The 20,313-nt window shown below is 62.7% G+C and carries 27 protein-coding genes, 2 tRNA genes and 1 pseudogene; 17 read left to right on the top strand and 13 right to left on the bottom strand.

All coding sequences use genetic code 11. The features are described from left to right. The first annotated feature begins 140 nt into the window (after positions 1 to 140). The 15 genes from ASV56_RS23390 (at position 141) to ASV56_RS03630 (ending at position 11,457) form a co-directional block, all read left to right on the top strand. Positions 141 to 320, top strand: a complete 180-nt coding sequence (locus ASV56_RS23390; protein WP_156429057.1) for a hypothetical protein — start codon at positions 141 to 143, stop codon at positions 318 to 320. A gap of 67 nt (positions 321 to 387) precedes the next feature. Then, complete coding sequence (locus ASV56_RS22500; protein ID WP_082724722.1) at positions 388 to 693, top strand: PAAR domain-containing protein; 306 nt, start codon at positions 388 to 390, stop codon at positions 691 to 693. Positions 694 to 756: 63 nt separating this feature from the next. Further along, positions 757 to 1,050, top strand: coding sequence for a type II toxin-antitoxin system RelB/DinJ family antitoxin (locus ASV56_RS03700; RefSeq protein WP_062560831.1), 294 nt, complete (start codon positions 757 to 759; stop codon positions 1,048 to 1,050). Beyond that, positions 1,043 to 1,318, top strand: coding sequence for a type II toxin-antitoxin system RelE/ParE family toxin (locus ASV56_RS03695; protein WP_062560830.1), 276 nt, complete (start codon positions 1,043 to 1,045; stop codon positions 1,316 to 1,318). The genes ASV56_RS03700 and ASV56_RS03695 overlap by 8 nt, the downstream gene beginning before the upstream one ends. Before the next feature lie 331 nt (positions 1,319 to 1,649). Further along, positions 1,650 to 2,549, top strand: a complete 900-nt coding sequence (locus tag ASV56_RS23385) for a hypothetical protein (protein WP_156429056.1) — start codon at positions 1,650 to 1,652, stop codon at positions 2,547 to 2,549. Further along, positions 2,494 to 3,281, top strand: a protein-coding gene (locus ASV56_RS22495) for an IS5 family transposase (protein WP_123130128.1) whose coding sequence is annotated in 2 segments (ribosomal slippage) — positions 2,494 to 2,830 and positions 2,830 to 3,281 — 789 coding nt in all. Because the reading frame shifts where the segments join, the coding sequence is not laid out codon by codon here. Before ASV56_RS23385 ends, ASV56_RS22495 begins: the two co-directional genes overlap by 56 nt. 320 nt (positions 3,282 to 3,601) lie before the next feature. Next, positions 3,602 to 4,389, top strand: a protein-coding gene (locus tag ASV56_RS22490) for an IS5 family transposase (RefSeq protein WP_123130128.1) whose coding sequence is annotated in 2 segments (ribosomal slippage) — positions 3,602 to 3,938 and positions 3,938 to 4,389 — 789 coding nt in all. Because the reading frame shifts where the segments join, the coding sequence is not laid out codon by codon here. A 320-nt stretch (positions 4,390 to 4,709) separates the two neighbouring features. Continuing rightward, a protein-coding gene (locus ASV56_RS22485) for an IS5 family transposase (protein WP_123130128.1) occupies positions 4,710 to 5,497 on the top strand; the annotation gives its coding sequence in 2 pieces (ribosomal slippage) (positions 4,710 to 5,046 and positions 5,046 to 5,497; 789 coding nt in all). A 211-nt stretch (positions 5,498 to 5,708) separates the two neighbouring features. Then, positions 5,709 to 6,584 carry a hypothetical protein gene (locus tag ASV56_RS03660; RefSeq protein ID WP_156429055.1) on the top strand — a complete coding sequence of 292 codons (876 nt, stop codon included), beginning with the start codon at positions 5,709 to 5,711 and terminating at the stop codon, positions 6,582 to 6,584. A gap of 122 nt (positions 6,585 to 6,706) precedes the next feature. Then, entirely contained in the window at positions 6,707 to 6,970 is a 264-nt protein-coding gene (locus ASV56_RS03655; protein WP_062560828.1) for a hypothetical protein, read from the top strand. A gap of 3 nt (positions 6,971 to 6,973) precedes the next feature. After that, positions 6,974 to 7,165: a hypothetical protein gene (locus tag ASV56_RS03650; RefSeq protein WP_062560827.1), complete on the top strand. Its 192-nt coding sequence runs from the start codon at positions 6,974 to 6,976 to the stop codon at positions 7,163 to 7,165. A gap of 118 nt (positions 7,166 to 7,283) precedes the next feature. After that, the gene (locus ASV56_RS03645; protein ID WP_062560826.1) at positions 7,284 to 7,832 is read left to right on the top strand and encodes a lysozyme; all 549 of its coding nucleotides are present in this window, start codon (positions 7,284 to 7,286) and stop codon (positions 7,830 to 7,832) included. A gap of 2 nt (positions 7,833 to 7,834) precedes the next feature. Further along, positions 7,835 to 8,071: a hypothetical protein gene (locus tag ASV56_RS03640; RefSeq protein ID WP_062560825.1), complete on the top strand. Its 237-nt coding sequence runs from the start codon at positions 7,835 to 7,837 to the stop codon at positions 8,069 to 8,071. 494 nt (positions 8,072 to 8,565) lie between these two features. After that, positions 8,566 to 9,630 (top strand): Hint domain-containing protein, encoded by a 1,065-nt coding sequence (locus ASV56_RS22480; protein ID WP_082724721.1) that lies wholly within the window; start codon positions 8,566 to 8,568, stop codon positions 9,628 to 9,630. 486 nt (positions 9,631 to 10,116) lie between these two features. Next, the gene (locus tag ASV56_RS03630) at positions 10,117 to 11,457 is read left to right on the top strand and encodes a recombinase family protein (RefSeq protein WP_062560824.1); all 1,341 of its coding nucleotides are present in this window, start codon (positions 10,117 to 10,119) and stop codon (positions 11,455 to 11,457) included. Here the strand turns inward: ASV56_RS03630 and ASV56_RS03625 are convergent. Then, positions 11,430 to 11,651, bottom strand: coding sequence for a hypothetical protein (locus ASV56_RS03625; RefSeq protein ID WP_062560823.1), 222 nt, complete (start codon positions 11,649 to 11,651; stop codon positions 11,430 to 11,432). The two genes, ASV56_RS03630 and ASV56_RS03625, sit on opposite strands and share 28 nt — an antisense overlap. Next, positions 11,648 to 11,914 (bottom strand): hypothetical protein, encoded by a 267-nt coding sequence (locus ASV56_RS03620; protein WP_156429053.1) that lies wholly within the window; start codon positions 11,912 to 11,914, stop codon positions 11,648 to 11,650. Before ASV56_RS03620 ends, ASV56_RS03625 begins: the two co-directional genes overlap by 4 nt. Before the next feature lie 204 nt (positions 11,915 to 12,118). Between ASV56_RS03620 and ASV56_RS03615 the strand changes: the two genes are divergently transcribed. Continuing rightward, positions 12,119 to 12,382 (top strand): hypothetical protein, encoded by a 264-nt coding sequence (locus ASV56_RS03615; protein ID WP_156429052.1) that lies wholly within the window; start codon positions 12,119 to 12,121, stop codon positions 12,380 to 12,382. Between the two features lie 29 nt (positions 12,383 to 12,411). Here ASV56_RS03615 and ASV56_RS03610 read toward each other — a convergent pair whose 3' ends face one another. From ASV56_RS03610 to ASV56_RS03570, 8 genes and pseudogenes are all read right to left on the bottom strand, one after another. Next, complete coding sequence (locus tag ASV56_RS03610; RefSeq protein WP_082724720.1) at positions 12,412 to 12,756, bottom strand: DUF4326 domain-containing protein; 345 nt, start codon at positions 12,754 to 12,756, stop codon at positions 12,412 to 12,414. Continuing rightward, positions 12,753 to 12,932 carry a hypothetical protein gene (locus tag ASV56_RS03605; protein WP_062560819.1) on the bottom strand — a complete coding sequence of 60 codons (180 nt, stop codon included), beginning with the start codon at positions 12,930 to 12,932 and terminating at the stop codon, positions 12,753 to 12,755. Before ASV56_RS03605 ends, ASV56_RS03610 begins: the two co-directional genes overlap by 4 nt. Positions 12,933 to 13,071: 139 nt before the next feature. Beyond that, positions 13,072 to 13,146: transfer RNA gene (locus ASV56_RS03600), tRNA-Val, on the bottom strand. Positions 13,147 to 13,220: 74 nt separating this feature from the next. Continuing rightward, positions 13,221 to 13,505 carry an HU family DNA-binding protein gene (locus tag ASV56_RS03595; RefSeq protein ID WP_062560818.1) on the bottom strand — a complete coding sequence of 95 codons (285 nt, stop codon included), beginning with the start codon at positions 13,503 to 13,505 and terminating at the stop codon, positions 13,221 to 13,223. A gap of 64 nt (positions 13,506 to 13,569) precedes the next feature. Continuing rightward, positions 13,570 to 15,981 carry an endopeptidase La gene (gene lon, locus ASV56_RS03590; RefSeq protein WP_062560817.1) on the bottom strand — a complete coding sequence of 804 codons (2,412 nt, stop codon included), beginning with the start codon at positions 15,979 to 15,981 and terminating at the stop codon, positions 13,570 to 13,572. A 192-nt stretch (positions 15,982 to 16,173) separates the two neighbouring features. Then, on the bottom strand, positions 16,174 to 16,374 hold the full coding sequence (locus ASV56_RS03585; RefSeq protein ID WP_062560816.1) for a CsbD family protein: 201 nt from the start codon (positions 16,372 to 16,374) through the stop codon (positions 16,174 to 16,176). A 147-nt stretch (positions 16,375 to 16,521) separates the two neighbouring features. Then, positions 16,522 to 17,282: pseudogene (locus ASV56_RS22475) on the bottom strand (IS5 family transposase). 87 nt (positions 17,283 to 17,369) lie between these two features. Further along, entirely contained in the window at positions 17,370 to 17,792 is a 423-nt protein-coding gene (locus tag ASV56_RS03570; protein ID WP_017998092.1) for a DUF1489 family protein, read from the bottom strand. 99 nt (positions 17,793 to 17,891) lie between these two features. On the opposite strand from ASV56_RS03570, the gene ASV56_RS03565 reads away from it, so the two are divergent. Next, a complete protein-coding gene (locus ASV56_RS03565) occupies positions 17,892 to 19,106 on the top strand; it encodes a multidrug effflux MFS transporter (RefSeq protein WP_062560815.1) in 1,215 nt (404 codons plus the stop codon). A 201-nt stretch (positions 19,107 to 19,307) separates the two neighbouring features. On the opposite strand, the gene ASV56_RS03560 is transcribed toward ASV56_RS03565, so the two are convergent. The 3 genes from ASV56_RS03560 to ASV56_RS03550 form a co-directional block, all read right to left on the bottom strand. Next, positions 19,308 to 19,382: transfer RNA gene (locus ASV56_RS03560), tRNA-Glu, on the bottom strand. A gap of 168 nt (positions 19,383 to 19,550) precedes the next feature. Continuing rightward, positions 19,551 to 19,979 (bottom strand): hypothetical protein, encoded by a 429-nt coding sequence (locus tag ASV56_RS03555; RefSeq protein ID WP_062560814.1) that lies wholly within the window; start codon positions 19,977 to 19,979, stop codon positions 19,551 to 19,553. Next, positions 19,969 to 20,292, bottom strand: a complete 324-nt coding sequence (locus ASV56_RS03550; protein WP_062560813.1) for a hypothetical protein — start codon at positions 20,290 to 20,292, stop codon at positions 19,969 to 19,971. Before ASV56_RS03550 ends, ASV56_RS03555 begins: the two co-directional genes overlap by 11 nt. Between the last annotated feature and the right edge of the window lie 21 nt (positions 20,293 to 20,313).

Raw genomic sequence — 20,313 nt, 5'->3', positions numbered from 1 at the left:
GCCTCCCATACCGGAAGTAACTCGTTACCTGCTATGGCCTATTGTCCGATATCCTTTGAATGACGCGCCTGCCATGAATCTATGGCTAATGGGTCATCGAATGGACTTTTGCCAAGATCGGTCACTGTTGATCGTTGGTGGTGCGGGATGACCTCTGGCTGATAGCATGTGCCGATGCAGGGCCATTGCTTGATGTGTGGGAGGCTTTACTCCGTGTATTTAAAAAATCTCTAAAAATGCAGAAGGCATTGATGAAGGAAAATGATTCCATGCTTTTAGCTTTGGCTTCAAAAGGAAAATGCCTGGCGCGTTCGATCTGATATTTACAGCTGTAGATTGGAACTTCCGGGCTGATTGGAATCAGGAGTATTGACTTTGGGGACACATATGACCGGTAAATCTTCCACCCGTCTCGGGGATATTGCTTCCGATCACGCCTGCCATTTCCCGCCAACCCCCAGCATTGAGGCGTCGCTTGACGTGAATGTCGACGGCATCCCCGCCGTCCGGCAGGGTGATTCTTATGCGCCGCACGCCTGCCCCACCTGCCCCGCTCCGGCGCATGATCGGGCGCTGTCAGGAGGATCGGGCTCGGTCTTCATCAATGGTAAGCCGGCCGGCCGTATTGGTGACGCGATTTCCTGCGGAGGCGCAGCAGATGAGGGATCCTCATCTGTGTTCATCGGAGATTGACCAAGCCGCGCCTTGCTCAAGTATCGCATTTGAGATACATTTCGTGTAGCACAGGAGGCCACCATGCCCGCGCAAACTTCAATGCTGCACGTCCGCGTGGACGACCAACTCAAAGCCCAAGCTGCCGAGGCGCTGGCCGGGGTTGGCTTGACCCTGTCGGATGCGGTCCGCATCCTGCTGACCCGCGTCGCGCGGGAGGGCGGGCTGCCGGCCGGTTTGACCGCCGATCCGGACGCCTATGACGCGTGGTTCCGCGCAAAGGTGCGCGAAGCACTTGAGGATGACCAGCCGACCATCCCGCATGTCGATATCATGGCGGAAATGCGCGAACTGATCGAGCGGAAGCGCCGTGCCTGAGGTGGAATGGCGGCAAGCCGCGCGCGAGGATCTGCGTTTGATCTTCGCGTACATCGCCGATGACAATCCGACAGCCGCGCTCGCGCTGCTGGAAGAGATCGAGGCGAAGGTTGGCAAGCTGCCTGATCGGCCGAGGGCGTATCGGCCGGGCCGGGTTGCAGGGACACGCGAAATGGTCGTCCGGCCGAACTATCTTGTGATCTATGCCGAGGTCGGGGGAGCGCTGGTGATCCTGCGGGTCTTGCATGCGGCGCAGATGTGGCCGTGAGTGGCGAGGGTGGCAAAGTCGGCCCTTAGCCGACGGTCGAGTCAGCGCCATGCTGCGTGGTGGCATTTCGCAAAACTGCCGTTCGCAAGGTGTCGCAGAAAAATCTCGCCATGACGATAGCGGGGGGCGGTCACAGCATCAACGCCGGCTTAGGGTGGGGGATCACCTCTCGGGCGAAGGAGCACTGCGCGGACTGTCGGCGATGGCTTTTGCTCTTGCGAAAATGCCTATGTGAATCGGACTGTTCTCATGATTCTCAGAATCTCACATGGGTGCTTGAATAAGCTATCTGCACACCCAAATTGAGAAAGTGGATTGCGGGGATAAGAACATGATAACGGAAACGCATATTCGGCAATGGGCAGATCGCATTGAAGCGCGTTCCCTGCTGCCTGTACTTGTTCGTCGCCTGATCCGTGAAACCACTCCGGGTCTGAAGTCGCTTCGCTTTCCCGGCAATGATGCAATCGCCCTTCACGGCGTTGATGGTGAGGCAGTGAGTGAGACCTCAACCCCGTGGGTGCCGGCTGGAAAGTCGCTATGGGAAATGGGCTGCGATCAATCTCCCTCCACAAAGGCTAACGCCGATTATGATAAGAGGGTCAAAGAATTCGATGCCGAAATCCTGAAGGATACAGCATTTGTCTTTGTGACCCCAAGACGTTGGGCTAGCAAAGAGGAATGGCTGACTGAGCGCCGCGCAAGCGGGGACTGGGCAGAGGTCCATGCTTGGGACGCGGTGGATATCGAAACATGGCTGGAAGAGGCTCCCGGGACACGCATCTGGCTGGCAGAACGGCTTGGATTGAGCCATCCCGGATTAATTTCCCCTGAAGACTGGTACAGAGGCTGGGCGAGCGCGTCGACCCCAAGCATACCGGCCAGATTGGTGGCGGAACGAAGGGGCGGTAAGAGCGAGACGTACCAGAATATGCTCCGAGATGGTGATCGGACAATTCCTATCATCGCGGATAGCCGACAGGAAGCAGTGGCCTTTTCTATTGCGGCTCTGATTCAGGCCGATGCCTATGATCTTCTGGACCGAATGGTGGTCGTGACCTCATCGGACGCGGTGCCAGGTGCTGGGACAGGCCAGAAACCGATCCTTGTACTAGGTGGTGTTGACAAAAGGGATTCACAGGGTGGCCTGATCGTGATTCAAGCTGGTACCTGCAATGGAGACCAGCTTGGCACGAGACCTGATGTCGGACGAGGAATGGGCGTTTCATGAGCGCTTCATTCTGGCCGTGCGCGCCCCGAACGGGCGCAAGCCCGCAAATCACCGCCTTGTTCTTGATGGGATTTTCTGGATCGCGCGGACCGGCTCTCCTTGGCGCGACCTCCCAGAAGAGTTCGGGAAGTGGTCCAGTGTCTACCGCCAGTTCCGGCGCTGGACCCTGGCGGGGTTGTGGGAGCAGATCCTCGAAGCGCTGAACGAAAGTCGGATCGTGCCGGATGCGCTCCAGATGATCGACAGCACCGTGATCCGCGCCCATCATCAGGCAGCGGGCGCAAAAGGGGGACTCCAAGACAGGGTTTTGGCCGTTCAAGAGGTGGTTTCACGACCAAGGTCCACCTGCGCGTCAATGCTGCCGGGCTGCCAATGAGGTCGGACATCACGCCGGGCCAGACATCGGACTACCTGGGCTTTGATCTGGTCATGGACGACAACCTGCCGGAGCCTTGCATCCTGCTGGCCGATCGCGGCTATGACTCCGACAAGGTTCGCAAAACCATGGAGGCGCGTAGCATCCTGCCGGTGGTCCCGATGCGCAAGTCTCGCAGGCTCCGTGTCGCTGTCGATCGCAGGCTCTACCGGCTGCGGAACCTTGTCGAGCGGTGCTTCAACAAGCTCAAGAACGCTCGCCGTGTCGCCACCCGCTACGACAAGACCGCCGAAAGCTTCCTTGGCTTCATCGATATCACGTCGATCCGCCTCTGGCTCCGCCATTTGTCAACATGACCTAAGACGGAATGCTTTTCCATTATGGGGCCTGAAGATGACATTGCATTTCATCGGGCCGCGCTGTTTTGGGCTTCCTTGTACCATCTCATGTTCCTCAAAGATGCCGAGAAGTTTAACCGCGCAAGATTGACTGAGACTCTGACGAAGGCGTCAGCCCTGTTCGAAGTCAACATCAAGTTCTTCTGTCGGTCAGACAATAAAAAAGGCTTCGAAGAAGTTGACGTTCACTCATACAAGAAGCCCAAAAAGATACCTAGGTGGTGTTGACAAAAGGGATTCACAGGGTGGCCTGATCGTGATTCAAGCTGGTACCTGCAATGGAGACCAGCTTGGCACGAGACCTGATGTCGGACGAGGAATGGGCGTTTCATGAGCGCTTCATTCTGGCCGTGCGCGCCCCGAACGGGCGCAAGCCCGCAAATCACCGCCTTGTTCTTGATGGGATTTTCTGGATCGCGCGGACCGGCTCTCCTTGGCGCGACCTCCCAGAAGAGTTCGGGAAGTGGTCCAGTGTCTACCGCCAGTTCCGGCGCTGGACCCTGGCGGGGTTGTGGGAGCAGATCCTCGAAGCGCTGAACGAAAGTCGGATCGTGCCGGATGCGCTCCAGATGATCGACAGCACCGTGATCCGCGCCCATCATCAGGCAGCGGGCGCAAAAGGGGGACTCCAAGACAGGGTTTTGGCCGTTCAAGAGGTGGTTTCACGACCAAGGTCCACCTGCGCGTCAATGCTGCCGGGCTGCCAATGAGGTCGGACATCACGCCGGGCCAGACATCGGACTACCTGGGCTTTGATCTGGTCATGGACGACAACCTGCCGGAGCCTTGCATCCTGCTGGCCGATCGCGGCTATGACTCCGACAAGGTTCGCAAAACCATGGAGGCGCGTAGCATCCTGCCGGTGGTCCCGATGCGCAAGTCTCGCAGGCTCCGTGTCGCTGTCGATCGCAGGCTCTACCGGCTGCGGAACCTTGTCGAGCGGTGCTTCAACAAGCTCAAGAACGCTCGCCGTGTCGCCACCCGCTACGACAAGACCGCCGAAAGCTTCCTTGGCTTCATCGATATCACGTCGATCCGCCTCTGGCTCCGCCATTTGTCAACATGACCTAAGACGGAATGCTTTTCCATTATGGGGCCTGAAGATGACATTGCATTTCATCGGGCCGCGCTGTTTTGGGCTTCCTTGTACCATCTCATGTTCCTCAAAGATGCCGAGAAGTTTAACCGCGCAAGATTGACTGAGACTCTGACGAAGGCGTCAGCCCTGTTCGAAGTCAACATCAAGTTCTTCTGTCGGTCAGACAATAAAAAAGGCTTCGAAGAAGTTGACGTTCACTCATACAAGAAGCCCAAAAAGATACCTAGGTGGTGTTGACAAAAGGGATTCACAGGGTGGCCTGATCGTGATTCAAGCTGGTACCTGCAATGGAGACCAGCTTGGCACGAGACCTGATGTCGGACGAGGAATGGGCGTTTCATGAGCGCTTCATTCTGGCCGTGCGCGCCCCGAACGGGCGCAAGCCCGCAAATCACCGCCTTGTTCTTGATGGGATTTTCTGGATCGCGCGGACCGGCTCTCCTTGGCGCGACCTCCCAGAAGAGTTCGGGAAGTGGTCCAGTGTCTACCGCCAGTTCCGGCGCTGGACCCTGGCGGGGTTGTGGGAGCAGATCCTCGAAGCGCTGAACGAAAGTCGGATCGTGCCGGATGCGCTCCAGATGATCGACAGCACCGTGATCCGCGCCCATCATCAGGCAGCGGGCGCAAAAGGGGGACTCCAAGACAGGGTTTTGGCCGTTCAAGAGGTGGTTTCACGACCAAGGTCCACCTGCGCGTCAATGCTGCCGGGCTGCCAATGAGGTCGGACATCACGCCGGGCCAGACATCGGACTACCTGGGCTTTGATCTGGTCATGGACGACAACCTGCCGGAGCCTTGCATCCTGCTGGCCGATCGCGGCTATGACTCCGACAAGGTTCGCAAAACCATGGAGGCGCGTAGCATCCTGCCGGTGGTCCCGATGCGCAAGTCTCGCAGGCTCCGTGTCGCTGTCGATCGCAGGCTCTACCGGCTGCGGAACCTTGTCGAGCGGTGCTTCAACAAGCTCAAGAACGCTCGCCGTGTCGCCACCCGCTACGACAAGACCGCCGAAAGCTTCCTTGGCTTCATCGATATCACGTCGATCCGCCTCTGGCTCCGCCATTTGTCAACATGACCTAACCACCGGGGCAATCGCACGGGCGCTAGAACGGCGATTGTCGCTGGCTATGGGGCGACGGTTTCCAGCCTGTTCACCGCCGCTCACCCGCAGCCCGCATTCGAGGGGGAGGCGAATGACCTTGGCGACGTGTGGTGGGATTACCCCGACACGTTCCCTGGCCTGCAAATGGCCGCTCACCAGCAAATCCTGATCGAGAGCAACTGACATGCCTGTTTACTCGCAACGTATCGCCGCCACGCGCAGCCTCTCTGACGCTCCGCTGGGCACTGTGTTTCTTCCCGGACGGGTCGAACCTGATCCGCTGACGGATAACCTCATGGCGGCTCTGCCGGCCGGTTCTATTTGGCTCGATCCGCGGTCTGGTTTTGCATCTGGGTCGTGGACTGATCGCAAGAGCGGAGAGGTATTCGCGCTCGGCACCAATACCGGTGCGGCCATGCCCGCCGTGGTTCAGGACGCGCAAAATGGTCAGCGGGGCTTGCTGTTCAGCAACGGCACGTCCGGTTGCCCTCTCGTATCGACCTCCGATGATATTTGGCCGATTGAGGCAAGCTATACTCTGGTCGCGATGATCAAGCCAACCGGCGAGGCATCTGCGGTTGGCGGGATTGCCGCAAACCAGCGGATCGAAACGTCGCAAACAGGGGGCGTGCAGACCGGGGCGAGCCGCTTTGGCTATGTCGTCTCCGCTTCGGTTCTGGCTCTCAATCATCAGACCCGGGATTCAGCCGGGGCCACGACCACCAACATAGTGCAGTCGGTGACCGGGGCCGCCGCCGGGACTGCGGCCCAAATGTGGATGGCGTCGTTCGATCGCCCCGGCGGCGCGGCAGAGCTATGGCTTAACGGGGCCGTGAACCGCGCGGTGGCATCGGGCATTACACGGCAGAATGAGGAGGGCCACCTTGTCGTCGGGGCGGCAGGCTATATCCCAGGCACGGTCTACAACCCGCTCCGTTACGTCAACCTGCTCGGATTGATCATGGTGCCCGGGCTTGCTCTGCATCAGAGCGGCACGCAGCAAACCGAAATTCGCCAGGCCATCGAGGCCTATGCTCGCGGCAAACTCGCCATCTGGTGATCAACAAGAAAAGCCGGGCAGCCCCACCACAAGCCGCCCGGCTCTCCCTCTTGATAGCGCGCCCGGCGCGGCCCTGCGTCACATACCGGACACAATGATCTTCACGGCCAATTGGAAATACGATGGATCTTATCAAAGACTTCTGGGCGCTGGCGGCAGCGCTGGTCGGCGGCATTTTCTGGCTCGCGCGGTTGGAGGGTAAAGTGGCGAAATCGTTGGAGGAAATCGAACGATTGGAAAAGCGGATCGAACGCGACCGGGCCGACATGCGCGATGATCTGTCGGACGTGAAAGAACTCCTGGCCGAGCAAAACCGCGACATCAAGATCCTGCTGGGTCGCGGGCATCAGATCCATTGGAACGACCGCACCCAACCCCCGAGGTAAGCCATGCATTGGGCTGCATCATCCTGCCTCGGCCTGCTGCTGACCGGGCGCTACAAGCCGTTCTGCGCCGTGGTTTACGAGACCCGCGACTGCGCCGCCCGCCGGGCTTTTCTGCGCGCCATGGACCGGGTGTTTGAGCCTGACCACTGCCGGATCATCTGGGCGACATGGGCGGTCGGAAACGCCATCCGCTGAACGACTGATTTCCTGACGACGTGAGCACCACCCTCTCGCCCAGCAATCGTTGGGCGAAACACCGATTCGCACCCGCCCTGAGCACCACCTCTGCGGCGGGCTTTTTCATGAGGACATGATGAGAAATCCATTCGTAGCGCTTTTCGCGTGGCTCTCCGACGTGTTCGGATCGAAGTCCAAGGCGAAGAAGGCGGCCGGCGCGACCGGCGCGGCCGGGGTCATCGCCGCAGCCGCCATCTTCATCGGACCATGGGAAGGCGAGCGCACCGAGGCCTACCTCGACCGCATCGCCCAGCCGCCCGTCTGGACCGTCTGCTACGGCGAGACGCGCGGCGTGAAGGCCGGCGACCGCTACACCAGCGCGCAATGCACCGACATGCTCATGGCGGCGCTTGCGACCTATCGCGACGGCCTGACCCGGTGCGTCCCGGCGCTGCCGCAGCAGCCCGAGGGTGTGCAGGTGGCGCTGGTGTCCTGGTCCTACAACGTCGGGACGAGCGCGGCCTGTGGCTCGACGCTCGCGAAGAAAGCCAATGCCGGCGACTGGCAGGGCGCCTGCAACCAGCTCCCGCGCTGGGACAAGGCCGGCGGCAAGCCCGTCAAGGGCCTGACCAACCGGCGCGCGGCTGAAACGAAACTCTGCCTCAATGCACTGAAAGGACAGTGACCATGCTCAAGGGAACCCTCGCGCTAGTGCTGCGCCAAGTTCTGCTCGTCTTTGCCGGGATGCTGGCATCGGCCGGCATCATCACCGCGACCGCCGATCTCGGCTATTACTGCTTCGACACCCGCTTTGTCGCCGATGCGACGGCCACGGCACTCATGCTGTTCCTAGGCGGGGGTGCCTCGGCCGGCGCAAGCATGCTCTGGCGGATCTGGGCCAAGAAGGGCGGCGGCGTCACCTGACCGCTGGAACGACATCGGGCGGGCCGCACCACACAGCCCTCCCGATCAGGTCGGGGCAACCACAAACCAATTACCACCACGAAAAAGGACTACTCGCCACCGACCCCTGCAATCTGCACGAGAGCTTCCGCGAGGTGAAGTTGCCTTTTTGGTCAACCTCGCTCGGACCCGTTTAGGTTGTGCAGTTGCGTCTCGCCTCATGCTGTGGTTATATCGGGTCGGCAGCCGAACGCGCGCTGCCTCTTGTGCTACTGTTAAACCCACCACGAAGACCGCCCCTCGGCTCACACCGGGGGGCGGCTTTTTTGCGTTTCAAAGGTTTGATCGAGCCTGTGCCTCAGATAGGGTCCGGGTGATGGCACAGTCGCACTCACCCGTCCTTACGGACAGCCGTTAATAATCGTTGACAACTTTAACGTGCAATCCTTAAGCACCGCAAACAGCGCGTTCGGTATCAACCTGACTTCGCCCAACCTCTGACATTGGGAATTTCCATGCCTGTCTACACGCTTAATGTTTTCTCTAACGCGGCCATCGGCCAACCCAACGGATTCCTCGGTGGAGCCCAGAATCTCGCTGTAAGCGCTGTGGATGTCATGCAGATTCAGGACAACGACCCGGTCCTGCAAGACGAAAGCAACAGTCCCCAAGAATCTCTGGACCTTGATGGTGAGCAGGTTCTGGCCGCGGCTCTTGGCCTCGCATCCGCTGGGCAGGTTGTCCGGAGCGTCTTCAAGCAGACGATTGTCAACTCGACCACCGGCGAAACCGGCACTGCCTACACCATCCGGATCTACTCCGGCACATCCAACGAGAACCTTGGTGGACAGGTCGGCGACTACTACTGGGCGTCGACCATCAAGGTCAGCGCCGGGGATGTCGTCTCGCTGAGTTCGACCGGCGATAACGACTATAACGGCACTGTCGACTACAGCACTCTGGTGGCCTGCTTCACGCGCGGCACCGCGATCCGCACGCCTCGTGGCGAAGAACTGATCGAGACGCTGAGCGTCGGTGACATGGTGCTTACGCAGGACCGCGGCGAGCAGGCCGTGCGTTGGATCGGCTCGACGCTGGTGACGGCTGATCGCCTGCAAGCGCAGCCGCACCTGCGCCCGATCCGCATCAAAGCCGGTGCGCTCGGCACGGCGATTCCGAGCACCGACCTTCTCGTCTCGCCGCAGCACCGGATTCTTGTCCGCTCCCGGATCGCACAGCGCATGTTCGGAGTGAACGAGGTTCTGGTCGCGGCCAAGCAGCTTGTCGCAATCGACGGGATCGACGTAGCCGATGATGTCGAGGCGGTCGAATACTTCCACATCCTGTTCGACCAGCACGAAGTCGTCGTTTCCAATGGGGCCGAGAGCGAGTCTCTCTATACCGGCACCGAGGCCCTGAAATCAGTGGGTGCCGCAGCGCGCGAGGAAATCCTGGCGCTGTTCCCGGAGCTTGCGCAGGACGACTATACGCCGGTGGCTGCGAGGCAGCTTTCGTCTGGTCGGCAGGGCCGGACGATGGCGGCCCGCCACGCGCAGAACCGCCAGGCGCTTGTCAGCTGATACAAGAATTGCAGCTTCCTCGGGCCGCATTGGCTCGGGGAGACGTCGGCGGCGGAGAGAGCGGCCACGAAATCGGCCCGCGCCCGCTCGGGATCGACGGTGCCGCGGTCGAGGCCGAGGCAGGCCAGCACGGCCAGCTGGTAGTCAGGGTCGCCTTGGTCGCAATGCGCCAGGAGTGCGGCGCCCATTCCGCGAGCGTCGGTCACCGTCCGAAATCGCCCGATATCCTCCTCATAGGTGACTGGCCTGATCGTTTTCGTGCTCGGCATCTCGCCACCCCGCATTGCTGACCCCTCGCAACCCGCCGCGCGCGGGATTGTTCCGCTTGCCCCGTCCCGGTTCGCCCGGGGCGGGGGTCTTTTTGCGTTTTGGACCGATCTTGCGCGGCGATTGACTCCGGCTCGGTCTGCGATAGTGTCTACAACGTCGCCGCGCCGGCGTGGATCATCCCAGCACCATCTGTTTGACCGCTGCCCGAGGGGCCTAATGCGCTGCGCGATCTACACCCGGAAATCATCCGACGAAGCCGCCGAATCCCACCTGGGCAGCACCACGGTCCAGCGCGAGTTGTGCGAGGCCTATATCACCAGCCAGACTGGCGAGGGCTGGACCTGCCTGCCGGACCCCTACGACGATATCGGTTGGTCAGGCGGCACGCTGGCCCGCCCGGCCCTCAAGCAGCTGCGCGCCGACATCGTGGCGGGCAGGGTCGACGTGGTGGTGGTCTACAAGATCGACCGGCTGTCGCGCAGCCTGAAGGATTTTCTCGACCTGGTCGAGGAGATGGACAAGGCCGGCGTCACGTTCGTCTCGATCACCCAAGCCTTTAACACCACGACCTCGATGGGCCGGCTGATGCTCAATGTCCTACTGAGCTTTGCGCAGTTCGAGCGCGAGCTGACCGGCGAGCGGCTGCGGGATTGGTTTGCCGGCGCGCGGGCGCGCGGAATCTGGACCCATCCGCGACCATTTGGCTATCAGCGTGGCGAGGATGGGCGTCTGATCGTGGTCGAGGATGAGGCCGAGGTGGTGCGTCTGGCCTATCGCCTCTATTGCAAGCTGGGATCGGGCCGGCTGGTCGCCAACGAGCTCAATCTGGCGGGCCACCGCAACAAGTTCGGTCGCCCCTGGGCCGGCCACGCGACCGTGGTGATGCTGACCAACCGGCTCTATATCGGTGATCGCGTCCACAAGGGAGTGGCAGAGCCGGGCCAGCATGTCCCGATCATCTCCCAGGAGCTCTGGCGCAAGGTCCAGCAGCGCATGGAGGTCAGCCGCCGACGCCGCGCGGGAATGAAGCGCGACCCCGACGAAAGCCTGTTGCGCGGCCGGATAAAGCACGAGCTTGGGCGGGCGCTGATCCATGTCACGGCCCGCGGCAGGACGGGCGACCACTATCGCTATTACGTGCCGCATCGCGAGCGATACGGCCCAGGCGCGCGACCGGAGCATAGGTTCCGGGCCCGCGCTCTTGAGGATGCCGTCCTGATCGCCTTGGGGCCGATCATCGGCCGGGATCTCGAGACGCTGGCGCACGCCGCCCGGCTGCGGGTGATCCAGAAATGGGTCGAGATGGTGACCGTCGGCGACACCGACATGGTGATCTCGCTCTATTCCGGCGGCGAGATCATTGCTCCGCACAGGAGCGCGCTGTTGATAAAGCCGCGGCCCTGGCCGCGTGGCACCATGCCACCTTGGCTGCGCCAGTGCCAGGCAATGATGGCGACGGGTGTCAGCCTCAACCGGACGGCGAAAGCGCACGGTGTTTCCGCGGCGACGCTGTCGCGGGCAAACCGGGCCTATCCGCGCCCTTCATCTTCGCCATAAGGCGCAAGGCCCGCCAGCAGGGCGCGGCAGGCCAGCGCGGTCCGCGTTTCCGCCGGACCCTGCACGCCGTCGCGCTTCATGGTGACCACGCTATTGGTGCTGATCCCAAGGAGCGCTGCGGCTTCCTTGTCCGTCTTGATGCGGCCGGCCAATTTCATCTCGGCCAGCCAGCGGGTGAAGGCTTCTGGGGTCATGCTGCAAGATCCCGGTGCCGGCCCTGCTGGGCATCCCAGATGCAGCCCTCGCGGATTGCATCAGCCCCGGCAATGGCTTTCGATGCGCCGGCGAGCTGCCAGTTGGCGTCGATCAGCTGGGCGATCAGACGAGCGGGCAGGGCGGCGATCACCTCGTCGGGGATTGCCCGCAGCATGGCTGACACGCTTTCGGGGTGTGCGGAGATAGAGCACATTTTAATGGCCCTATTGATTTTGCGGCTGTGGTCGATATGGTCGGTCATGTCAGCGCCTCTCGGCTGAGGTGTGGTCCGGTCCAGCATCGGGGCCGGTGGATCGAAACATTGTCTTTTGCGGTTCTGGCGGTATAGCCATTCCCGAGGCCCCGCTTGGAAACAGGCGGGGCTTCATTTTTCGGATCAGTTGTTGCTGTAACGGCTGTCCATGTCGCGGGTCAGGCTGCCGGCGCAAGGTAATGGAGCATGATGATGATGGGACTGAAGCCGATCAGCTGTCGCGTGATGGCGTTCGACGTGACCGAGGAGGAACTGATCGCGGACGAGCTTCGCGAGGTGATCCCCGGGTGCGAGGTCAAGGCGGTGCGCCGGGTCGGCCGGGATCGCTGGCTGGCCGACGTACGCAAGCTCGGGAAGCGGGAAACGGTAACCGAGACGATCAAGACACATGTCGTCGATGACACATACCTCGGGATCGAGGTGCTGGGCTATGCGCCGATCCGGCATGTGGCCTGAAGGCTAGCGGGCATGCCATAGGCCGTCACTCATCGCGCATCCTCCTGGTTTGCCAGCCGCAACAGCACGTCCGCATGGCACGGCTGATCGAGCGGACACCAGCAGGCCAGATCGCGACCGCGAAGATGATGGACGTTAGCGATGATCCGGCCGATGTGGCTGTCCGGGTGAGCGACCGGCGGGCAGAAAGAGCCGTTCGACATGAAGCCCTCGACGGCGGAAGCGAAGCGGCGCACCGCCTCGGCCGCGTCGGGAATGCCCGGTTCGCCCACCCGCCACGGATTGCCCCATCGCGTTGATCGGTCAACCTTCACCGCGCTCTCGGGCATTCGCCATCCCTTCGTGCGCTTGAGCTGGATTCGCTTTGGCGTCATCGCGCGTCCTCCGGGGGCTGGGGGAGGGCGGGCCTGCGGGTCAAGCACCAAAGCTGAAGAAGGGCGATGTTCCCGCCGGTCCAGCTGGCTGCGGCCCATTCGGCGCTGATTAATCCGCCGGCCACCATGCCGACGTTGATGACGGCGTTCATCATGGAGATGCCGAGGCTGATCATGCTGACGTTCCTCCGTGGATGGGGGGGAATCGGCAGGCTACGGGGCGGGGGCGCAAAACCGGGAATAGGTTCAAGGAACCATGGGGCGCTTCGCAATACGCGCCCCAACCGGGGTATGATATTGTTATCAAAGGGGAAATGGTGGGCGATAACGGATTTGAACCGCTGACATCTTCGATGTGAACGAAGCGCTCTACCGCTGAGCTAATCGCCCGGTGCGGGCTAGATAGCCGCAGTCGACGACAGCCGCAAGAGGCTTCGCAGGAAAAAAAGTCGCGCGGCAGCCCGTCACGAAGACCGGCGACGCAGGCGCAGGGTAATGACCTCGCCGCCCGTGCCATCCGTGCGCCGGCTGATCCGGGCGCGGCCCAGCGGCGGAAGCGCCAAGGTCATGCCCGCGGCGATAGCCGCGCCAAGCTCGGCCAGGGTGGCCTCGACGATGGTCTTGATCTCGTTCTGACGCAAGCCGGTGCGATGACCGACCAGAGACAGAAGTTCCCGCTTTTGCAAGACCTTGGCTGTTTCCGGCTCGGCCTTCTCTCCGACGCGCGGTTTTCGCTCTGACAGTGCCATGAAGCACCCCTTTCGGCGTCGCGGTCTAGAAAAAGGCCGCGCGGGATGCCGCGCGGCCTGGTCGTCAGTGGGCGACGGCAGCGCCGCCTTCCTGGTCATGGGCGGCGAGCCGGCTGGCGGCGGCCGCCTCCTCGGCGGCCTCGTCCCATTCCACGGGCTCGGGCTGGCGCACCAGGGCCTGTTTCAGCACCTCGCGCACATGGCTGACCGGAATGATCTTCAGCCCTTCCTTGACGTTGGCCGGGATGTCGGCCAGGTCCTTTTCGTTATCGGCCGGGATCAGCACCGTCTTGATGCCGCCCCGCAAGGCCGCCAGCAGCTTTTCCTTCAAGCCGCCGATGGCCATGGCATTGCCCCGCAGCGAAACCTCGCCGGTCATGGCGATGTCCTTGCGCACCGGGATCTGCGTGAGCACCGAGACGATGGAGGTCACCATCGCCAGGCCGGCCGAAGGGCCGTCCTTGGGCGTCGCGCCGTCCGGGACGTGGACGTGGATGTCGATGGCGTCGAACTTCGGCGGCTTCACCCCGATCTGGGGCGCGATCGAGCGCACATAGCTCGCCGCCGCGTCGATCGATTCCTTCATCACCTCGCCCAGTTTCCCGGTCGTCTTCATCCGGCCCTTGCCGGGCAGTTTCAGCGCCTCGATCTGCAACAGATCGCCGCCGACCTGGGTCCAGGCCAGGCCCGTCACCACGCCGACCTGGTCGTCCTTTTCGGCCAGGCCATAGCGGTGGCGGCGCACGCCCAGGTATTCCTCGGCCTTTTCGGGCGTCACGGCGACGGATTTCACCTGGCCCTTCAGGATCTCGGTCACGGCCTTGCGGGCCAGTTTCGCGATCTCCCGCTCCAGCGACCGCACGCCCGCCTCGCGGGTGTAATAGCGGATCACATGGGTCAGCGCCTCGTCCGAGACCGAGAATTCACCCTTGCGCAACCCGTTCGCCGCGATCTGCTTGGGCAGCAGGTGCTGGCGCGCGATCTCGCGCTTTTCGTCCTCGGTATAGCCGGCCAGAGAGATGATCTCCATCCGGTCGAGCAGGGGCCCGGGCATGTTGTAGCTATTGGCCGTGGTCACGAACATCACGTTCGACAGGTCGTATTCCACCTCCAGATAGTGGTCCACGAAGCTCGCGTTCTGTTCGGGATCCAGCACCTCCAGCATGGCCGAGGCCGGGTCGCCGCGGAAATCCTGGCCCATCTTGTCGATTTCGTCGAGCAGGATCAGCGGGTTGGTGGTTTTGGCTTTCTTCAGCGCCTGGATGATCTTGCCGGGCATCGAGCCGATATAGGTCCGGCGGTGGCCGCGGATCTCGCTCTCATCCCGCACGCCGCCCAGCGAAATGCGGATGAATTCGCGACCCGTCGCCTTGGCCACGGACCGGCCGAGCGAGGTCTTGCCGACGCCCGGAGGGCCGACGAGGCACAGGATCGGACCCTTCAGCTTGGCCGAACGGTTCTGCACCGCCAGGTATTCGACGATGCGTTCCTTGACCTTTTCCAGCCCGTAGTGATCGGCGTCCAGCACCTGCTCGGCCTTGGCCAGGTCCTTGCGGGTGCGCGACTTCACGCCCCAGGGCAGGGCCAGCAGCCAGTCGAGGTAATTGCGCGAGACCGTGGCCTCGGCCGACATCGGCGACATCGACTTCAGCTTCTTCAGCTCGGCCTCGGCCTTTTCGCGGGCCTCCTTGCTGAACTTGGTGGCGTTGATGCGTTCTTCCAGCTCGGTCAGTTCGTTGCCGCCATCCTCGCCGTCGCCCAGCTCCTTCTGAATGGCCTTCATCTGCTCATTCAGATAGTATTCGCGCTGGGTCTTCTCCATCTGGGTCTTGACGCGCGACTTGATCTTCTTCTCGACCTGCAGCACGGACATCTCGCCCTGCATCAGGCCATAGACCTTTTCCAGCCGCTCGGCGGTGACCAGCGTCTCCAGCAGGTCCTGCTTGCGGTCCAGCGCAATGCCCAGGTGGCCGCTGACCAGATCGGCCAGCCGCGCGGGATCGCGCGCCTCGGCCACGGCCGAGACGACTTCCTCGGGAATATTCTTGCGCACCTTCACATAGCGTTCAAATTCTTCCGCTACGGCTCGGGTCAGGGCGGTCAGCGTGTCGGAATCGCCGGGCTCTTCGACGAGGCTCTCGCAATGGGCCTCGAAGAAATTCTCGTTCGGCACGAAATCGGTGATGCGCACGCGCTCGCGGCCCTCGACCAGCACCTTGACGGTGCCGTCGGGCAGCTTGAGCAGTTGCAGCACATTGGCCAGCACGCCGGTGCGATAGATGCCCTCCGGCGCGGGCTCGTCGACCGCGGCATCCTTCTGTGCCGCCAGAAGGATCGGGCGGTCCTGTTCCATCACGGCTTCCAGCGCGCGCACCGACTTTTCGCGCCCGACGAACAGCGGCACGACCATGTGTGGAAACACCACGATGTCCCGCAAGGGCAGGACCGGATGGGTGGTTTGGGCGAATTCGTTCATGGAATCAGTCCTTTCTCGCCAAGTGGCGCAACCCCTGGAACAGGCAGTCTGCGCCCCCTGCTGGCAGACAAGATAAGAAGCTGGACGGCCGGGTTCAATGGCTGAATGGTTCGCATTTCGTTCGCATCCTTCACAACATGAAAAACCCCCGGCGGTCAGCCGGGGGTCCATGCTTCCGGGAGGAGGGAAGGCTCAGGTCTTGTCGCGGAAGAAGTCGTTCAGCTGGTTGTCGGCCTCTTCCTTGGTCCAGCCGTATTTCTCTTGCAGCTTGCCGGCCAGCTTGTCCTTCTTGCCGGCGACTTCGGTCAGCTCGTCATCGGTCAGGTCGCCCCATTGCTCCTTGACGCTGCCCTTGAGCTGGTTCCATTTGCCTTCGACGATATCCCAGTTCATCTCGCACTCCTTCGCTGGTCCGGCCTGCACCGGATCCGTTGGCGTTACGAGGGGACAACCATGCCGCCAGAGCCAAGGTTCCCGGGTTTTTCCCTGCGCGATCCGGGAACCAAACCCGCTCCGGCGTAAGGCGCTGATCCGCCTAGGTCATGTTGACAAATGGCGGAGCCAGAGGCGGATCGACGTGATATCGATGAAGCCAAGGAAGCTTTCGGCGGTCTTGTCGTAGCGGGTGGCGACACGGCGAGCGTTCTTGAGCTTGTTGAAGCACCGCTCGACAAGGTTCCGCAGCCGGTAGAGCCTGCGATCGACAGCGACACGGAGCCTGCGAGACTTGCGCATCGGGACCACCGGCAGGATGCTACGCGCCTCCATGGTTTTGCGAACCTTGTCGGAGTCATAGCCGCGATCGGCCAGCAGGATGCAAGGCTCCGGCAGGTTGTCGTCCATGACCAGATCAAAGCCCAGGTAGTCCGATGTCTGGCCCGGCGTGATGTCCGACCTCATTGGCAGCCCGGCAGCATTGACGCGCAGGTGGACCTTGGTCGTGAAACCACCTCTTGAACGGCCAAAACCCTGTCTTGGAGTCCCCCTTTTGCGCCCGCTGCCTGATGATGGGCGCGGATCACGGTGCTGTCGATCATCTGGAGCGCATCCGGCACGATCCGACTTTCGTTCAGCGCTTCGAGGATCTGCTCCCACAACCCCGCCAGGGTCCAGCGCCGGAACTGGCGGTAGACACTGGACCACTTTCCGAACTCTTCTGGGAGGTCGCGCCAAGGAGAGCCGGTCCGCGCGATCCAGAAAATCCCATCAAGAACAAGGCGGTGATTTGCGGGCTTGCGCCCGTTCGGGGCGCGCACGGCCAGAATGAAGCGCTCATGAAACGCCCATTCCTCGTCCGACATCAGGTCTCGTGCCAAGCTGGTCTCCATTGCAGGTACCAGCTTGAATCACGATCAGGCCACCCTGTGAATCCCTTTTGTCAACACCACCTAGCGCAGGCCCATGTCGGCCAGCGCCCGGGCAATTTCCGCCGGCAGGCCGGGCTCGTCCTCGCGGCCCGGCGGCAGGTCCGGGGGGGCATCCTTGGCCGCGAGATAGCGCCAGCCCTGGAACGGCCGGCGCGGCACCGCGGCCACGCGCAGCAGCTGCGGGTCGAGGATCAGGGCGCAGCGGCGGATGCCGTCCTCGCCCTTGACCTCGTCGAGGCGCAGGATGCGCTGGCGCGCCTGCATCACCCCCTTGAACACCCAGTAGATCGAGCCGCCGTCCAGCAGCTCGGCCTCGCGCTTGGGCCACATGCGGGTGACATGGCGCGCCGGGCCGCCCTGAAAGCGGTGCTGCTGCCATTGCGCAAGCTCGGCCGGGTCGTCGCAGCCGACACAGAGCTTCATCAGGTTGAGCGATGCGGTCATGCGCCAGATATAGCCCAGTCGCGGCGGCGTGCAACCGCGCGGCCTTGAACCGCGGCGCCTGCGACGATAGGCGCGGGGGGCGCAGCCATGGAAGACATCATGCCCGATCCCCAATTCCCCCCGTCGCGCAGCCAGCCGCTGCCGGAATTCATCGCCATGCTGGCGCTGATCTTTGCCGTCATCGCCTTTTCCATCGACTCTATGCTGCCGGCGCTGCCCGAGATCGCGGCCGAACTGACCCCGGATAACGTCAACCGGGCGCAGCTGGTGCTGACCGCCTTCGTGGGCGGGCTGGGCCTGGGGCTGCTGGCCGGCGGGCCGCTGTCGGACGCGCTGGGGCGTAAGCCGGTAATCCTGGCCGGCTTCCTGCTCTATGCGCTGGCCGCCGTGGCGGCGATCTTTGCCGATTCGCTGGAACTGCTGCTGGTGGCGCGCTTCGTGCAGGGCCTGGGTGCCGCCGCGCCGCGCATCGTGGCGCTGGCCATGGTGCGCGACCTCTATCAGGGCCGCGAGATGGCGCGGATCACCAGCTTCGTGATGATGATCTTCATCCTGGTGCCGGCCGTGGCGCCCTCGATCGGGGCGATCGTCATCCATCTGGTCGGCTGGCGCGGCGTCTTCGGCTCCTTTGTTGTCATGGCGGCCCTGGGCGGCGGCTGGCTGCACCTGCGCCGGCCCGAGACCCTGCCGCCCGCCGCACGGCGGGCGCTGAGCCTGCGCAGCCTTGCCTCGGCCGCGCGCGAGGTGCTTTGCGACCGGCAGGTGCAGCTGGTGACGCTGGTGATGACGCTGGGCTTCGGCCAGATGTTCGCGCTGCTGAGCTCGGCGCAGCAGCTTTTCGTGCAGACTTATGGCAAGGGCGACGATTTCCCGCTGTGGTTCGCCGGCATGGCGCTGCTCTCGGGCAGCGGCACGGTGCTGAATGCGCGCTACGTGGTGCGGCTGGGAATGCGGCGCATCGTGACCATGGCCTATTGGATGCAGGTCGTGGTCTCGGCGGTGATGATGGTGCTGGTCTTTGGCGACCTGCTGCCGCAGGCGCTGCGCTTCCCGGCCTTCTTCTTCTGGGCGGTCAGCGTGTTCTTCATGGCCGGCGTGACCTTCGGCAATCTCAATGCCATGGCTTTGCAGCGCATGGGCCATGTCGCCGGTATGGCGGCATCGGTCGTGGGGGCGGTTTCGACGCTGGGGGCGGTGGTGATTGCGGCGCCGGTCGGGCTGCTCTACGACGGCACGGTGCGGCCGATGCTGCTGGCGACGCTGGCCTGCTCGGGCCTGGCCGCCTGGCTGATGCGGCGCGTGCGCGAGGGCTGAGCATGAAAAAGCCCCGCTCCCCAAGGAGGAGCGAGGCTGTCTGGTATTCCGCAGCGGTGGGTTATGCGCACTGCGGAAGCGGGTCTCAAGAGCTTCGTACTAAAAGCAGGATCAAGCTACAGCCACCGGCCGCCGCTTGCTATTCGTAGTATTACCTATGGATGTGTCCCGGGGGCTGCGCGGCGGCAATGCGGGGAAAGCTGGCAGCCCGTAGGGGAGTCGAACCCCTCTTTTCAGGTTGAAAACCTGACGTCCTAACCGATAGACGAACGGGCCACGCGCGCCGGCGATGCGGACATTTAGGCCAGCTTTGCCGCTCGCGCAAGGGGCGGCGCGATGTTCCGGCGGGAAATTTTTCCAAGGCGGAGCAGGGAATTCGCCGCAGGCAAAGGCGCCGCGGCTGTTTGGTCCGGCCGATGTTCCGTAACCAATTAATCTGCAGTGTCACCAATTAATCCGCAATTGATCTGCGAAGACCCACAGAGGTCTCGCGCTTATCGGAGAAGATCGCGCGTCGTTGCAGTCGCCGATGACGCTGCGCCCAGCGGTGGACGTGGCCGGGTGGACATGGCGCGCAGGCGGGAAGTGCGCCGCAATCTCGGCCGCGATCTGGTGATAGGTCAGTCGGTCAAGGCGCGCCAAGATGAAGGCCGGCAGTTCGGGATCGGCGTCGATCTTGGGGGCGCGGCCCATGCGGTGCTCGCGGCGATGCTCGATCACCGGCACGTCGCAGGGCGGAAGGTCCGAAAGACGGCCGTCCAGATGCGATTGCCGCAGCGTGGTCAAGGCGCGGCCCAGGCGGTCGAGTGCGGAGGCGGCGATGCCCACCTCGGCCAGGGCAATGTCGATTGCGGCCAGGGGATCAGCGGCCATGCTTCCACCGCTCGGCCTGCCGGAGCGCGCCGATCTGTGCCATGGTGATCCCCGGGCAATCGGGGAATTGCTCGGAGACCGCCAGCGCGACCCCCAGATCCGTCATGTCGCCCAGCCGGGCGCTGACGAAGGCCACAAGTTTGGCCTCCATGCCATTCTGGGACGCGGGATCAGCCGTGGTAACAGGGGCATTTAACCCCCCGTTAACGTCTCCGTTCATCAGCGCCTCGATCCGGCCCATCATGTGATCGAACCAGCCACGCGCGGCCGTCATGTCCGCCAAGATGCTGTCCAGGTTATCCCCGTTGCTCATGTCGCGTTCCTTTCCCGAAAG

The sequence above is a fragment of the Paracoccus aminovorans genome, assembly GCF_001546115.1.
GTDB classification, from domain to species: domain Bacteria; phylum Pseudomonadota; class Alphaproteobacteria; order Rhodobacterales; family Rhodobacteraceae; genus Paracoccus; species Paracoccus aminovorans_B.
The sequence above is the reverse complement of the archived record's forward strand: the minus strand, read 5'-3'. Positions and strand labels throughout refer to the sequence as shown.

Excerpts from the sequence above, each read along its gene's own strand:
- ASV56_RS22500 (WP_082724722.1), top strand. The coding sequence starts at position 388 with ATGACCGGTAAATCTTCCACCCGTCTCGGGGATATTGCTTCCGATCAC.
- ASV56_RS03700 (WP_062560831.1), top strand. The coding sequence starts at position 757 with ATGCCCGCGCAAACTTCAATGCTGCACGTCCGCGTGGACGACCAACTC.
- ASV56_RS23385 (WP_156429056.1), top strand. The coding sequence starts at position 1,650 with ATGATAACGGAAACGCATATTCGGCAATGGGCAGATCGCATTGAAGCG.
- ASV56_RS03660 (WP_156429055.1), top strand. The coding sequence starts at position 5,709 with ATGCCTGTTTACTCGCAACGTATCGCCGCCACGCGCAGCCTCTCTGAC.
- ASV56_RS03655 (WP_062560828.1), top strand. The coding sequence starts at position 6,707 with ATGGATCTTATCAAAGACTTCTGGGCGCTGGCGGCAGCGCTGGTCGGC.
- ASV56_RS03650 (WP_062560827.1), top strand. The coding sequence starts at position 6,974 with ATGCATTGGGCTGCATCATCCTGCCTCGGCCTGCTGCTGACCGGGCGC.
- ASV56_RS03645 (WP_062560826.1), top strand. The coding sequence starts at position 7,284 with ATGAGAAATCCATTCGTAGCGCTTTTCGCGTGGCTCTCCGACGTGTTC.
- ASV56_RS03640 (WP_062560825.1), top strand. The coding sequence starts at position 7,835 with ATGCTCAAGGGAACCCTCGCGCTAGTGCTGCGCCAAGTTCTGCTCGTC.
- ASV56_RS22480 (WP_082724721.1), top strand. The coding sequence starts at position 8,566 with ATGCCTGTCTACACGCTTAATGTTTTCTCTAACGCGGCCATCGGCCAA.
- ASV56_RS03630 (WP_062560824.1), top strand. The coding sequence starts at position 10,117 with ATGCGCTGCGCGATCTACACCCGGAAATCATCCGACGAAGCCGCCGAA.
- ASV56_RS03625 (WP_062560823.1), bottom strand. The coding sequence starts at position 11,651 with ATGACCCCAGAAGCCTTCACCCGCTGGCTGGCCGAGATGAAATTGGCC.
- ASV56_RS03620 (WP_156429053.1), bottom strand. The coding sequence starts at position 11,914 with ATGACCGACCATATCGACCACAGCCGCAAAATCAATAGGGCCATTAAA.
- ASV56_RS03615 (WP_156429052.1), top strand. The coding sequence starts at position 12,119 with ATGATGGGACTGAAGCCGATCAGCTGTCGCGTGATGGCGTTCGACGTG.
- ASV56_RS03610 (WP_082724720.1), bottom strand. The coding sequence starts at position 12,756 with ATGACGCCAAAGCGAATCCAGCTCAAGCGCACGAAGGGATGGCGAATG.
- ASV56_RS03605 (WP_062560819.1), bottom strand. The coding sequence starts at position 12,932 with ATGATCAGCCTCGGCATCTCCATGATGAACGCCGTCATCAACGTCGGC.
- ASV56_RS03595 (WP_062560818.1), bottom strand. The coding sequence starts at position 13,505 with ATGGCACTGTCAGAGCGAAAACCGCGCGTCGGAGAGAAGGCCGAGCCG.
- lon (WP_062560817.1), bottom strand. The coding sequence starts at position 15,981 with ATGAACGAATTCGCCCAAACCACCCATCCGGTCCTGCCCTTGCGGGAC.
- ASV56_RS03585 (WP_062560816.1), bottom strand. The coding sequence starts at position 16,374 with ATGAACTGGGATATCGTCGAAGGCAAATGGAACCAGCTCAAGGGCAGC.
- ASV56_RS03570 (WP_017998092.1), bottom strand. The coding sequence starts at position 17,792 with ATGACCGCATCGCTCAACCTGATGAAGCTCTGTGTCGGCTGCGACGAC.
- ASV56_RS03565 (WP_062560815.1), top strand. The coding sequence starts at position 17,892 with ATGCCCGATCCCCAATTCCCCCCGTCGCGCAGCCAGCCGCTGCCGGAA.
- ASV56_RS03555 (WP_062560814.1), bottom strand. The coding sequence starts at position 19,979 with ATGGCCGCTGATCCCCTGGCCGCAATCGACATTGCCCTGGCCGAGGTG.
- ASV56_RS03550 (WP_062560813.1), bottom strand. The coding sequence starts at position 20,292 with ATGAGCAACGGGGATAACCTGGACAGCATCTTGGCGGACATGACGGCC.